12 protein-coding genes are annotated in these 14614 nt (G+C 47.7%); all 12 read right to left on the bottom strand.

Translation table 11 applies throughout. From position 1 onward, the window contains the following. Window positions 1–39 precede the first annotated feature (39 nt). Window positions 40–1344, bottom strand: coding sequence for a glutamate-1-semialdehyde 2,1-aminomutase (gene hemL, locus ACTRXH_RS00155; protein ID WP_474279963.1), 1305 nt, complete (start codon window positions 1342–1344; stop codon window positions 40–42). Window positions 1345–1446: 102 nt separating this feature from the next. Then, window positions 1447–2439, bottom strand: coding sequence for a porphobilinogen synthase (gene hemB / locus ACTRXH_RS00150; protein ID WP_474261949.1), 993 nt, complete (start codon window positions 2437–2439; stop codon window positions 1447–1449). An 11-nt stretch (window positions 2440–2450) separates the two neighbouring features. Continuing rightward, window positions 2451–3197, bottom strand: a complete 747-nt coding sequence (locus ACTRXH_RS00145) for a uroporphyrinogen-III synthase (RefSeq protein ID WP_474279961.1) — start codon at window positions 3195–3197, stop codon at window positions 2451–2453. Continuing rightward, window positions 3197–4132 carry a hydroxymethylbilane synthase gene (gene hemC, locus ACTRXH_RS00140; protein ID WP_474262073.1) on the bottom strand — a complete coding sequence of 312 codons (936 nt, stop codon included), beginning with the start codon at window positions 4130–4132 and terminating at the stop codon, window positions 3197–3199. The genes ACTRXH_RS00145 and hemC overlap by 1 nt, the downstream gene beginning before the upstream one ends. A 35-nt stretch (window positions 4133–4167) precedes the next feature. Beyond that, complete coding sequence (locus tag ACTRXH_RS00135) at window positions 4168–4998, bottom strand: cytochrome C assembly family protein (protein ID WP_474261945.1); 831 nt, start codon at window positions 4996–4998, stop codon at window positions 4168–4170. 15 nt (window positions 4999–5013) lie between these two features. Further along, a complete protein-coding gene (gene hemA / locus ACTRXH_RS00130) occupies window positions 5014–6414 on the bottom strand; it encodes a glutamyl-tRNA reductase (RefSeq protein ID WP_474261943.1) in 1401 nt (466 codons plus the stop codon). A 210-nt stretch (window positions 6415–6624) separates the two neighbouring features. Then, window positions 6625–7206 (bottom strand): ribosome biogenesis GTP-binding protein YihA/YsxC, encoded by a 582-nt coding sequence (gene yihA / locus ACTRXH_RS00125; RefSeq protein WP_322526498.1) that lies wholly within the window; start codon window positions 7204–7206, stop codon window positions 6625–6627. Beyond that, window positions 7193–9526 (bottom strand): endopeptidase La, encoded by a 2334-nt coding sequence (lon, locus tag ACTRXH_RS00120; protein ID WP_474279959.1) that lies wholly within the window; start codon window positions 9524–9526, stop codon window positions 7193–7195. The genes yihA and lon overlap by 14 nt, the downstream gene beginning before the upstream one ends. A gap of 232 nt (window positions 9527–9758) precedes the next feature. Beyond that, a complete protein-coding gene (gene clpX, locus ACTRXH_RS00115) occupies window positions 9759–11033 on the bottom strand; it encodes an ATP-dependent protease ATP-binding subunit ClpX (RefSeq protein ID WP_022793156.1) in 1275 nt (424 codons plus the stop codon). Window positions 11034–11360: 327 nt separating this feature from the next. Further along, window positions 11361–12698, bottom strand: coding sequence for a trigger factor (gene tig / locus ACTRXH_RS00110; RefSeq protein ID WP_474261941.1), 1338 nt, complete (start codon window positions 12696–12698; stop codon window positions 11361–11363). A 144-nt stretch (window positions 12699–12842) separates the two neighbouring features. Next, window positions 12843–13862 (bottom strand): tetratricopeptide repeat protein, encoded by a 1020-nt coding sequence (locus ACTRXH_RS00105; protein WP_474261940.1) that lies wholly within the window; start codon window positions 13860–13862, stop codon window positions 12843–12845. Between the two features lie 149 nt (window positions 13863–14011). Further along, entirely contained in the window at window positions 14012–14602 is a 591-nt protein-coding gene (leuD, locus tag ACTRXH_RS00100; protein WP_462865561.1) for a 3-isopropylmalate dehydratase small subunit, read from the bottom strand. Between the last annotated feature and the right edge of the window lie 12 nt (window positions 14603–14614).

Genomic DNA, 14614 nt, shown 5'->3' with positions numbered 1-14614 from the left:
CCTTTATTTTACGAAACCAGGACGCATGCGTCAACTCTCTTACCCGTGTTCTTTATTCGCAGCAAGGCTTGCAAAGACGCGGTCAGCCGCCTCAATGGTCTTATCGATATCCTCTTCACTGTGTTCTGTTGATAAAAACAATCCTTCGAACTGCGAAGGCGGAAGTGAAATGCCTTCTGCCATCATTCCGCGGAAATAACGCGCGAACATTCCCAGATCAGATTTCTTCGCAGAAGCAAAATCCACTACAGGTTCATCGGTAAAGAACAGGCCGATCATCGCTCCAGCACGGTTGATCTGATGAGGGATTCCATGCTTGGAGGCTGCGCGGTTCAGTCCTTCTTCAAGCTGGGCTGCCCGGGCGCGGAACGTTTCATAGCTGCTTTCATCCACCTGCCTGAGTGTTTCAAGTCCGGCTGTCATCGCCAGTGGATTGCCGGAAAGAGTGCCTGCCTGATAGATAGGCCCGTCCGGGGCAATATGCTGCATGATATCGGCACGGCCTCCGTAGGCGCCTACTGGAAGCCCACCGCCGATGACCTTTCCAAGACATGTGAGGTCGGGAGTCACACCGTAGTGGCCCTGGGCACTGTTATAGTCCACCCGGAAGCCGCTCATAACTTCATCAAAAATCAGTAGACTGCCGTACTGCTCCGTTATATCACGAACGCCTTCGAGAAATCCTTCACCCGGGGTGACAACACCCATATTCCCGGTAACAGGCTCGAGGATGACACCGGCGATTTCATCACCGTATTCATCAAATGCCTTCTGCAGACTGTCGAGATCGTTGTACGGAACGGTAAGCGTGTTCTGGGCGATCGAGCCGGGAACACCTGGACTGTCCGGCAGACCAAGAGTCGCCACTCCCGAGCCGGCACGAATGAGTAGAGAGTCTCCGTGGCCGTGATAGCAGCCTTCCATTTTCACGATTTTGTCCCTGCCCGTAAATCCTCGGGCCAGACGAAGCGCACTCATTGTCGCTTCCGTACCGGAATTCACCATCCGGACGACCTCAATAGAAGGTACACGGTCCACGACAAGCTCTGCAAGCCCCGCTTCTGTTACGTGCGAAGCGCCAAAGCTCGTGCCTTTTTCAGCCACAATTTTTAAACTGTCCACAACGTGCTCATTTGCGTGGCCGAGAAGAAGCGGCCCCCAGGACATTACGTAATCAATGTATTCATTGCCGTCGATATCTTTAATGCGGGATCCTTTGCCTTCGTCCATATAAACGGCCGGATGACCGACAGATTCATATGTCCGCACGGGGCTGCTGACTCCGCCCGGCATTACTTTTTTTGCGCGTTCATGTGCATGTATTGAATTATGATACGATTTCATGTCATACCTCCTGGATACTTAAAAGTTATCTTTTTTGCTATTCCCGTACTTAGTATAACGAAAACAAGCCCTGGACTGAATACCTTCCAGAGCTTGTTTCTATTATTTATTGTCTTCCTGCATATAGCGGACAGCGTCCTTGGCGAAATACGTCACAATCAGATCAGCTCCAGCACGCTTCATGCTTGTGAGCTTTTCCATGACAATATCCTTTTCGTTCACCCACCCGTTCTGGGCGGCGGCTTTAATCATCGCATATTCCCCGGAAACGTTATAAGCCACCACTGGATAACCGGTGCGCTCCTTCACTTCTCTTACGATATCGAGATAAGCAAGGGCCGGCTTCACAATGAGAAAATCGGCTCCCTCTTCGACATCAGTTTCCGCTTCTTTTAACGCTTCAAGCCGGTTCGGAGGATCCATCTGATACGTTTTCCGATCCCCAAACGAAGGAGTGCTGTGAGCCGCGTCACGGAAAGGGCCGTAAAAAGCGCTGGCATATTTAACCGTGTAGGACATAAGCGGCACCGTGACGTGCCCTGCTCTATCAAGTCCTTCCCGGATAGCCGCTGTAAAGCCATCCATCATGTTCGACGGCGCAATAATGTCTGCTCCGGCTTCCGCCTGGGAGACCGCGGTTTCTGTTAGGTTTCTCAGTGATTCATCGTTATCCACGTAGCCGTTATGAATTACCCCGCAGTGCCCGTGGTCTGTATACTGGCACAGACAGGTATCCGCAATCACCGTTAATGCCGGATGATTTTCTTTAATCTGCCGGATCGCCCGCTGGACAATTCCGTCTCTTAGAAACGCCGGGGTTCCTTCTGCATCTTTTTCTTCCTCATGAGGCACGCCAAACACGATGACGCTCGGAATACCGAGGGCTTCCAATTCGTCCATTTCCGTATCCAAATAATCCAGGGAAACGTGATAGACCCCCGGCATGGACGGCACTTCTTTACGCACATTTTCCCCTTCGACGACAAAAATAGGATAAATCAAATCGTTGGGTCTTAATTCATTTTCCCTTACCATTGCTCTTATACCTGGCGTTGTCCGCAACCTGCGGTGCCGGCGGAAATGTAAATCAGCCAATGTGAAGCCTCCTAAGTAATTTCCTTGGTTTTTTCTATCATTCCTTCAACAGAATGAATTCCTGCTTCGTACACATACTTGAACCCGCTCTCGCGGGCAGCGCGTCCGGTCGATGGGCCGATTGCCACTACGGGAATAGTCAAAAGCGCCTGCCGGTAATCTCCTGCAAGCCGATACAGTGCATCTACAGAGGAAGGGCTCGCAGCCGTCAGTACGTCCACTTCCCGGGTCTTTAAGACCGTCTGCAGAAGAGCCCCATTTTTTTCTTCCGGTACCGTCGTATACAAATGCCATACCCATACGCTGATGCCCTGGGCCGTAAGTGAGCGGTACAAGGTATCAGCTGCCTGGGCGCTTTGGGGAAGAAGCACATTCTCCCCGCGGCCGATCACTCGTGCGGCTGATTCAGCTAACGAAACGGCTTTATATTTTTCCGGCATCAGCTCTACATGAAAGCCTTCCTGTTCCAGCGCTTGCTTGGTCTTGGGCCCCACAGCAGCTGTTTTTAAGCCTGGAGGGATACCCAGACCATACCGCTTTTGCCACTCCGCCAGATAATAGACGGTATTCACACTGGTTACCAGCATCCAGTCTATATTTCCGCTCTGCCACCGCTCTGCTATCGTCTTTTCCCTGCCCCGTACCGGTACGGTCGTAATAACCGGAACCGCTTTGACACAACAGCCTGCAGACTGAAGACCCTGCACCAGACTTGCATTCTGGCCGGCTCCTCTTGTCACCAGTACTGTTGCTGTCACTATTCTTCCCCCATCTCTTCCCGGGCCTGTTCCAGAATTTCTTTGCCGCCCCGTCCAAGCAGGGCGTTTGCGGCTTTTCTGCCCATTTCTTCCGGATTGTCACCCGTGAGCTTTTCTTTTAGTATTTTGCGTCCATCCGTGGATCCAATCATGGCGGTTAATTGTACATTACCCTGCTTATTAAGCGTGGCGTATCCACCAATCGGCACCGCACATCCTCCCTCTACGGCTTTCAGGAAGGCCCGCTCTGCAGCAACACATACCGCTACCGGTTCATCATGAAGGTGTTGAATGATCTTTAATATATCTTCGTCCCCGCTGCGGCATTCAATACCAAGTGCGCCCTGCCCTACGGCCGGCACACACATATTGGGCTCGAGAAATTCCGTGACAATCTCATCGCTCCAGCCCATGCGCTCCAGGCCGGCGGCGGCTAGGATAATAGCATCAAAGCTTTCCTCACGCAGCTTCCGGAGCCGGGTTTCAATATTGCCCCGAATCCACTGGACGTTTAAATCCGGGCGCTCTGCTTTAATTTGGGATGTGCGCCGCAGACTGCTCGTACCAACTACTGCTCCAAGCGGCAGATTATGAAACTTCACATGATCGTTTGCAATATAGGCATCCCGCGGGTCCACCCGGTTTGTGACGGCGCCGACCTCAAAGCCTTCCGCCATCTCTCCCGGGAGGTCCTTCATGCTGTGTACGGCTATATCGATCTCGCCATCTGCAAGCGCCTGCTCAATTTCCTTTACAAACAGGCCCTTTCCGCCAACTTTAGATAGCGTCCGGTCCAGAACACGGTCACCTTTTGTAGAGATTTTTTTCACTTCAAAACGATAAGGAAGGTCCAGCTTTTCAAGCTCCTGCTGCACCCACTCCGTTTGTTTTAATGCCAGATTACTTTTTCTAGTGCCCAGGGTAATTGTGCGCATGCGTTTAGCCATTCCTTTCTAAGCATCCATAGTTATTATAAGTACCATATATGAAACTGACTCAAATCACTGGAAATAAAATAGTTAATGAGTAAAACAAAAAAACAGGCAACGTTTAAAAGCGCCATCCGGTACCCGCGCCAGTGATGAACGGCCAGTAAATATATATACGTACTGTAAAAGCCAAGCAGAATGATCGAACCGATGACTTTTGCGTCCTGCCAGGGGAGAGAGTCGTACCATTTCCCTGCCCAGAGAAAACCAAACACCAGCCCCGCGAATAAAAGAGGGACTCCAATCACCGTGGTCGTTCCCGCCAGCTTTTCCATTTTCGGCAGGTTTTCCATTCTGATTAACCGTTTCCCCCACTGCTTCCTTTTTAAAAGCTGATGCTGCAGCACATACATTGCGGAGAATACAAATGCCAGGGTAAATGAAGCATAAGAAAGCAGAATAAAAATAATATGCACCACGAGTGTCTCAGACAAGAGCAGCGTTTCAAGCTCATTTGGAATATCGCCGTTAAACGAAAAAGAGCTGAACGTCATCAGCAGAAATCCGATCACATTTAAAAAGAAAACCAGTACATCCATTCGAAAAAACCAGTTCACGATAAGTGAAATGGTCACAAGCGACCACGCATAGAAATACATGCCTTCAAAAGGCGTGATTACTGGTGCACGATCATACATAAATATTCTAAGTACTAAAAAGGCCGTCTGCGAAGTCCAGACAATAGAAAGCAACCAGAAGGCGAGTCGGTTCACCTTCCGGTTGGTTTGAGAAAAATCAACGAAGTAGCAAAGGACGCTCAGGCCGTATAGTACAATCGTTACGATATAAATAATTCCCTCGGCTGCAACCATCCTGACGCCCCTCTCTTAGGAACGAACAGCGACATCTGTCGCGTAAGCATATGGAAGGCGGAACCCACGTGATTCTCTGGAGGCATTCCATTCCTCTTCCGCCTCTTCCTTGCGTATTTGGCGCTCCTCTGCTGCTCTTGCTTCTTCTACTTCCTCTTCAAGAGCAAAGATTTCGGTAAACAGCTGCAGCATTTCTTCTGCATCGTTGTTATCAGCCATTTCTTTAGCTTTCGTTATCGGATCCTTGATCATTTGATTGATAATGCTTTTTGTGTGCTTACGCAGCACTTTCTTTTCCCGTTCGGTCAGCTCCGGAAGCTTCCGTTCCACACTATCCATGGTATCTGCCTGAATAGCCAGAGCTTTTGTCCGAAGAGCTGAAATCACCGGTACCACTCCGAGAGTATGCACCCAGTCCTTGAAATCCGAGACTTCAGCATGAATCATTCTCTCCATCAGTGCTGCAGCTTTTTTGCGTTCTTCCATATTGGAATTCACAATATCCTGCAGATCATCAATGTCATACAAAAAAACGTTATCGAGCTGATTCAATGCTGGATCCAAATCTCTTGGAACCGCAATATCAACCATAAACAGCGGTTTGCCTTTTCTTTTTTTGCTGGCAGAAGCCACCTGCTCTTTACTCAGTACATATGAATCCGAACCCGTGGAAGAAATTAAAACATCTGCCTGCCAAAGCGCATCAGTCAGCTCCTCCATTGGTTTTGCTTCACCGTTAAACTGCGTGGCAATCTGTTCTGCTTTTTCATACGTGCGGTTAAACACTGTCACTTCGGCAGCACCGCCGGAATGCAGATGCTTAGCTGTCAATTCGCTCATTTTTCCGGCACCCAAAACAAGCACCCGCTTGTTTTTGAACGAGCCGACGACTTTTTTACCAAGCTCAACAGCTGCATAGCTGACTGATACAGGATTGTCGTTAATTTCTGTTTCGTGATGGGCCCGTTTGGAATACGTGACTGCACGTTTAAACAGTTCATTAAATATCGTGCCGGTCGTTTCATTCTCATGTGCTGTAGCAAGGGCATTTTTCACCTGGCCCAGTATTTGTGTTTCACCAATCACCATGGAATCAAGACCGCTTGCAACCTGAAACAAATGCTGCACCGCTGCATCATTTTCGCGTATATTTAAAAATGGGCCAAAGTCTTCCTGTGGCATTTCGAACCAGCGGCCCAGAAATTTTTTCACAAAATGTCTTCCTGTATGCAGCTGGTCGACGACTGCATACACCTCTGTCCGGTTACAAGTAGATACGATGACGCATTCCAGGATACTTTTCATGTCACGAAGCTCCTGCAGTGCCTGAGGAAGTGTATCCTCCTGAAAAGCCAATCGCTCTCTCGTTTCAACTGGAGTTGTTTTATAGTCTAATCCAGCGACAATAATATGCATGTTCGTATCTTCACCCCCTGCGTCATCAGTACCATGTTTAATGCAACCACCAAATGTTCAACTCTATTTATACGTTCCACTCTTCACACAACCCATTGTATCACACAACTATTTGTCTTTTGGCATTAATTTGTGAACAACGGCTGACAGTTTTTCTTCTGTATCTTTCTTTTACTCACCGTTCCAATGTATATCTTCCACTTATCATTTTCAAATAAACTGCTCAATGGCCCGCCACGCTTCATCTTTACCCTGGGCGGTTTCTGCAGAAAACACGACTGTCTGGTCCTCCGGCTTCAGCTTAAGTGTTTCTTTAACACGCTTTAAATGACGCGGACGTTTATTTTTCGTGATTTTGTCCGCTTTTGTTGCAATAATAACTACCGGCAGCTCATGAAATTTCAAATAATCGTACATGGCTATATCGTCTTTTGTCGGCTCGTGGCGAAAATCGATAATCATAAAAGCAGCTTTCAACACCTCTCTGCTTTTGAGATACTCCTCCATCATTTCGCCCCAGGCTGCCCGTTCGCTTTTTGATACTTTCGCATAGCCGTAGCCGGGAACGTCTACAAACAAAAAGCGGTCTTCGATATTATAAAAGTTGAGCGTACGTGTTTTGCCGGGCTTTGAAGAGGTCCGGGCCAGGTTTTTTCTCGCTAACAGGGAATTAATAAACGAAGACTTCCCAACGTTGGACCTTCCGGCCAGAGCTATTTCCGGAAGTCCTCCTTCAGGGTATTGCTTAGGGCTGACCGCGCTTATAACCAGCTCCGATTTATGAACTTTCATTTTTCTCCTCCAATGCTTCTTTTAACACTTCATCGAGATGCTTCACCGTGATAAATGTAATATCTTTTTTGATGCTCTCCGGTATATCTTCTAAATCTTTTTCATTATCGGCGGGGATTAGGATCGTCGTCAGTCCGGCCCGATGAGCGCTCATTGATTTTTCCTTCAGTCCGCCGATCGGAAGCACTCTGCCGCGCAGAGTAATTTCGCCGGTCATCCCTACTTCCTTTTTCACTTTCCGGCCGGACAATGCGGACACCAAGGCTGTTGCAATCGTAATACCGGCGGAAGGTCCGTCTTTGGGAGTGGCCCCTTCCGGAACGTGAATATGAATATCCCATTTTTCCTGGAAATCCGGATCGACGCCCCACTCATCCGCTTTGGAGCGAATATAACTGAATGCTGCCTGCGCGGATTCCTTCATGACGTCACCGAGCTTTCCGGTTAACTGCAGCTGTCCGTTTCCTTTTGCGAGAGACACTTCAATAGATAAAGTCGTTCCACCGGCAGCTGTATAGGCAAGACCGGTAGCCGCTCCCACCTGGTCTACCTCTTCTGCACGTCCGTAGCGGTACCGCGGACGCCCAAGCAGTTCTTCGATTTTCGCCGGCGTTACTACTACTTTTTTGTTTTCTCCCATCACAATCAGCTTTGCTGCTTTCCGGCACACCGCTGCAATTTCTCTCTCGAGTCCACGGACTCCTGCTTCTCTCGTATACTCGCGGATCAGCTTCAAAAGAGCTCCCTGGCGGAACTGGATGCTTCCTTTGGTTAAGCCATTTTCTTTAATCTGCTTTTCCACAAGATGATTTTTGGCGATGCCTTCTTTTTCAATTTCGGTGTAACCGGCAATGCGGATGACCTCCATCCGGTCGAGCAGCGGCTCAGGGATGGTGTTCATATTGTTTGCCGTGGTAATAAACATCGTTTTGGAAAGATCATAAGGCTCTTCCACATAATGATCTTCAAATGTATTATTTTGTTCCGGGTCAAGCACCTCAAGCATTGCTGAAGACGGGTCTCCCCGGAAATCACTGGCCATTTTGTCGATTTCATCAAGCAGAAATACCGGATTGACGGTCCCGGCTTTTTTCATTCCCTGAATAATACGTCCGGGCATAGCACCGACATAGGTTTTGCGATGCCCGCGAATTTCTGCTTCATCCCGGATGCCTCCAAGGCTCATTCTGGTGAAATTACGGTCGAGCGAACGCGCAATGGAACGTGCCAGGGAGGTCTTCCCAACACCCGGCGGTCCTGTCAGACATAGAATAGGGCCTTTCACTGATTCTGTCAGCTGCTGCACGGCTAAATGCTCAAGCACCCGGTCCTTCACTTTTTCGAGTCCGTAATGATCTTCATCGAGAACCCGCTGGGCACGCTTAATATCGAGCTGGTCTTCTGTTTCCTCATACCACGGTATATCCACAAGCCATTCGATATATGTCCGGATAACGGAAGTCTCTGCAGAAGCCCCTGGCATCTTTTCATAGCGGCGGAGCTCCCGCTCAGCTTTTTCCTGAACCTGTTCGGGCATTTTTGCCTGCTGAATTTTTTCTCTGAGTTCATCGACTTCACTTTCTTTTCCGTCAGTCTCTCCGAGTTCTTTTTGGATCGCCCGCATTTGTTCGCGCAGGTAGTATTCACGCTGCGTTTTTTCCATTGATTTTTTCACGCGCTGCCCAATTTGATTTTCAAGACCTAATACTTCCTGTTCTTTCTGCAGAATATCGATAATTTTACGCAGACGCTCCGAAGCGGTGAATTGTTCGAGCAGCTCCTGCTTCTCTGCAACCTTCAACGGCAGATGAGAGCTGATCATATCAGCGAGCCGGTCGGCCCCTGCAATGTCCTGCACCGATTGGATCGTTTCACTGGAAATGCGCTTAGAAGCAGTCGCATACTGTTCAAAAGCTTCCAGCGCCTTTCTCATTAACGCCTGTTCCTCAGCCGAATCTGCGTTCTCTTCCGTAGGCAGTACTTCCATTTCCACTTCAAAAAAAGCGTCCTTATCGATAAATTCTTTTATCTCTGCGCGCTCCAGACCCTCCACAAGTACACGGATGGTTCCGTTTGGAAGCTTAAGCATCTGCTTAATTTTTGCCACCGTACCGACATGGTACACATCAGCTTCGCCCGGATTATCTACTGATAAATCTTTCTGTGTTACAAGCAGAATCCGGCTGTCTTTCGCATTCGCCTGCTCAAGGGCTTCCACCGATTTATCCCTACCCACATCCAAATGGAGCACCATCGACGGGAACACCAGCAGCCCGCGAAGCGGCAGCATCGGTATGGAGATCGTTGTTGTATTTGGCATTCGCTAACACCTCTATTGTCAAATTATGTTCGTTTGCTGTGCAGTGATGCGGTTGTTACGTACTAAAGGTATACTATTTATTTTATCCTATTTATAAAATTACTGTCTATGAAACATTACTCATTGACAGGAAGTCGTCTATAAATGCTATGTATAAATAATCAGAACCCCCGCACCATACGGATGCGGGGGTTTCTGTATAAGGTCCCTTTTCATTCAGGCGAAAAACCGTTTATGCACTTTCTTTTGGTTTGTACTGTTTTAACGTTACTTCTTTGCCATCTTTTGTTTTCAGAAGAGGCGACCCATCACTATCTACGCTTTCTGCTGTAATAGTGCAGGAAACAATTTCTTCTTTAGAAGGCAGATCATACATTACATCAAGCATAATTCCTTCGATGATGGAACGCAGACCACGTGCTCCGGTCTTCCGTTCAATTGCTTTCCGCGAAATCGCACGCAGCGCGTCTTCGGTGAATTCAAGCTCAACTTCATCCATTTCGAGCAGTTTCTGATACTGCTTGACGAGCGCGTTTTTCGGCTGGGTCAGGATCTCAATCAATGCTTCCTCGTCTAATTGCGACAGGCTGGAAATAACAGGGATCCGGCCGATAAATTCAGGAATAAGACCATAGCGCAGCAGGTCTTCCGGAAGAATCCGGCTCATATATTCATCGTGGCCCATTTCAGCATTTTCAGACTCTGCTCCAAAACCGATAATTTTACGGCCAAGGCGTTCTTTTACAATCTGTTCGATGCCATCAAACGCACCACCGCAGATGAAGAGCACATTGCTCGTATCGATCTGGATAAATTCCTGATGAGGATGCTTTCTGCCTCCCTGCGGAGGAACACTGGCTGTGGTGCCTTCCAGAATTTTCAGAAGCGCCTGCTGAACCCCTTCTCCGGATACGTCACGGGTGATGGAAGGGTTTTCCGACTTACGGGCTACTTTATCGATTTCATCGATGTAAATAATCCCTTTTTCTGCTTTTTCTGTATCATAATCAGCTGCCTGGATCAGCTTCAGCAGAATGTTTTCCACATCTTCACCCACATACCCTGCTTCTGTTAAGGAAGTTGCGTCTGCGATCGCAAACGGAACGTTCAAAATACGGGCCAGCGTCTGCGCTAATAGCGTTTTTCCGCTCCCGGTCGGGCCTAAGAGTGCTATATTACTTTTAGCCAGTTCCACGTCGTCGGTTTTCTTTGTGGAATTCACACGTTTGTAGTGGTTATAGACAGCTACAGAGAGCGATTTTTTTGCTCTTTCCTGGCCGATGACATAATCATCGAGTGTTTCATTGATTTCGTACGGCTTCGGAATTTCTTCGAATTCCACTTCTTCTTCTGAACCTAATTCTTCTTCCACGATCTCCGTGCACAGTTCGATACATTCGTCACAAATGTATACACCGGGCCCGGCGACCAGTTTACGAACCTGATCCTGAGTTTTTCCACAGAAGGAACATTTCAATTGTCCTTTTTCTTCATTGAATTTAATCAACTGGTTCACCCCTCACCTAAATATGAAACAATTAAAGCAGTGTCATGTATACAATCAATCCGTATGATTAAGCCCTTCGATGACTTTTCTCAACGCGGCATATTCTCTGCTCTGTCTAAACACAATTATTAATTCTTCGTTTACTATATAGGAAGTTTTTAAATAACACAATTATTGCGCTTGAGTTGAATTGTATCATACTTTCCTATGGAAATCGAAACAATACCCTTTAGTCAGAGCGGCCGGAACATGCTGATTTTTGACCGTTTCAGGCGGAAAAATCCTGAAGGCATACTTCACCCTCAGGATTTTTGCAGCATTTCTGCTTTATTCGTTTTCTGCTCCTTCAGCTTCCGGTTCTTCTTTCTTCGGTACAGTTTTGCTGTGCTCAACCAGATAATCGATAGCACGCTGCAGACGAAGATCCTGCTTCAGCATATCCACGCCGCCCTGCATTTCGATAAGGCTGCGAATTTCTTCTTTATCGCGCTGATACATATCAGCCATTTTTTGAAGTTCGTTTTCCACATCTTCTTCACTTGCTTCGAGGTTTTCCTGCTCAGCTACAGCTTCAAGAGTCAGATTCATCCGTACGCGCTTTTCAGCTTCCGGCTGGAACTGCTCTTTCATGCCTTCTTCGTCCGTACCGGTAACCTGCTGGTACATTTCCAGAGTCATTCCCTGGGACTGAAGGCGCTGGCTGAATTCCTGAAGCATGCGGTCAGATTCTGTATTGATCATTGCCTGTGGAATTTCTGCAGAAGCTTTCTCTGCTGCTGCTTCAACTACAGCATCGCGCTCGTGATGTTCTTTTTCATGCTCACGGTCGTGTTCGAGCTGATGGCGTACTGCCTGTTTAAGCTCGTCGAGCGTTTCTGCTTCATGCTCTTCTACGTCTTTCGCAAATTCATCGTCGAGCTCTGGAAGCTCTTTACGCTTGATTTCGTGAAGTTTAACATGAAAGACAGCTTCCTGTCCGGCAAGATTTTCAGCATGGTACTCTTCCGGGAAAGTAACTGTAATATCTTTTTCTGTTCCCGGCTGCATGCCTACAACCTGCTCTTCAAATCCTGGAATGAAGGAATTAGAGCCGATTTCGAGCGAATGGTTTTCCGCACTGCCGCCTTCAAAGGCTTCACCGTCGACAAAACCTTCGAAGTCGAGTACAGCGGTATCTCCGTCCTGCACTTCGCCCTCTTCCACTACGGCAAGATCTGCGTATTTGCTTTGAAGATTTTCAAGCTCCTGGTTTACTTCTTCTTCTGATACAGAAGTATCGAACTCTTCTACTTCCAGTCCTTTAATTTCGCCGAGTTCTACTTCCGGCTTTACAGTTACTGTAGCAGTGAATTTCAGGTCTTTGCCTTTTTCCACTTCTTCCACATCGATTTCCGGGCGGTCCACTGGCTCAATACCCGCTTCATCAACTGCTTCGGCATAAACATCCGGAAGCAGGATGTCGAGGGCATCCTGGTATAGAGACTCTACTCCAAAACGGCTTTCGAAAAGCTTCCGTGGTACTTTCCCTTTACGAAATCCTGGAATAGATACATCGTTTTTCACTTTATCAAATGCTTGATCCAGAGCTTTGTCAAACCGTTCCGATTCTACGTCTACGGTTAAGACTCCCTGGTTTCCTTCTTTCTTTTCCCAACTGGCATTCATTCAAATTCCCTCCAAATAACTAGGTTCTACCGTGTAAACAACTACCCTATTATAACATAACACTAAACCATTTCAATGAATGATTCATTTTCCGCTAAACTTACTCCCACAAGGGATTAAACATCACTTTCAAATAGGGGCTTTTCAGATTTCCTGAATGAACCCCTGGATTCTTTCGTATTCCTGCTGCATCGATTTAAAGCTTGGTTCAGCTACTCCGTAAAAACTCCTGATAGTCTGTTCGTCCGGGAGCGGCTCAAACTGCCGGAACGTCTCATAATGCAGCACTGCTGCAAGCACTTCAATCTGAACCGAAGGAGGAAAGGGATAATAATACAATAGCAGCTGCTGCAGCAGCTCTTTCGCGTGCTGCAGAAGTACTGGATCCTTGTCCCCGAGTGAACGGTCGAGCAGAAACGAGGACTCTTTATATGAGCTGCTTTCTTCTAAAGCCGGAAGCGTTGACGGAGCGAACTCCCCTTTCCTGCCCAGCTTCTGTACCCAGACGGCGTCTTCGACCCGCCAGTCCTTCAGAAGCAGAAGAAGGAAGCTTTTCATTAATGGCGATGTCTCCGGACGGCCCAGCAGTTCTCTTATTGCAGGCATCCATTTTTCCGGCCCTTCTTTTCGAAGTACATTTAACACATGAAGCTTCTGGTCCTCTGTCCCCATTTGAAGCACCATTTCCCATTCCACCGGAAGCGAGGAGTGTCCCTCAGGCGTTGTATCATATTCTTCCGTTTCTGCTTCCATCTGAGTCATGCCGTCGGCCAGGACATATAATTCCTGGAACTGTTCTCTCAGATGGGCAGGCACTTCTTTTGTATTCTGCACTTCATCCAGCGTTTCAATTACCTGGTCGTACCTGCCAAGCTGGGCTAACACCGGTACGTATACGTGCAGAATTTCGATGAAGTCACTGGTGTTGTCTTTAAGTAGTTCTTCTGCCCACCCCGCTGCTTCCTGCAGCTGTCCTGCTTCCGCATAAGCTAAAAGAAGACCGTAGGAGGCGTCCGGGTTATCACTCTCATGAAGCAGTGCCTGGCGAAAAACATGTACAGCCTGCTCCTTTTCCCCGGACTTCAGCTGTTCGAGTCCCTGCTTAACCAATTGCCCGGCTGTTCCGGGGAAAGAAACAACCTTCTGATTCAGCCTTTTATCCATCTGAAGCCTCCTTCTTTGCAAATCCGCTATCCAGTAGATCTTAAACCTTTTGTATGGGCAGACCAAATAGTATATGTATGTATGAATAACTGCGTTCATTAGAGCTTAATGTAAAAATGAAGACGGCCGCTGTGGGCCGCCTTCCCCCGTTAAACTTTGACCCGTTTTTCATAAGCTTCAATATCTTCTTCATATTGAAGCGTAATACTAATTTCATCCCATCCGTTTAACAGCATTTCCTTCCAATAGGGATCTATCTCAAATGTTGCCTGAAAATCGGCATCCTTATCAAAGATTTGCTGATCCTGTAAATCTACTGTCAAGTGGTATTCTTTATCATTCCCATTCTGCATCAGTTCATAAACCTGATCTTCGGGCAGCCTCACCGGCAGTATCCCGTTTTTGACGCAGTTATTGTAAAAAATATCTGAATAACTGGGAGCAATAATAACGCGAAACCCATAGTCCTGCAGGGCCCACGGGGCGTGTTCCCTCGAAGAGCCCGAGCCAAAATTATGATCGGCAATCAAAATTGAGGCATTGGCTGCTGACGGGTAGTTCAGCTCAAACGAAGGATCTTCTTCTCCATCTGACTTGAAGCGCCAGTCGAAAAATAAAAACTGGCCGAACCCGGTACGTTCTACGCGTTTCAGAAACTGCTTCGGAATAATCTGGTCCGTGTCCACGTTTGCCCGTTCAAGTACTGCCGTGTTTCCTTCGTGCACTGTGAGTGCTTCCATGCTGCCACCTCC

Source organism: Marinococcus sp. LNHM5E3-2.1, assembly GCF_056034365.1.
This window is presented reverse-complemented; position numbering and strand designations above follow the sequence as displayed.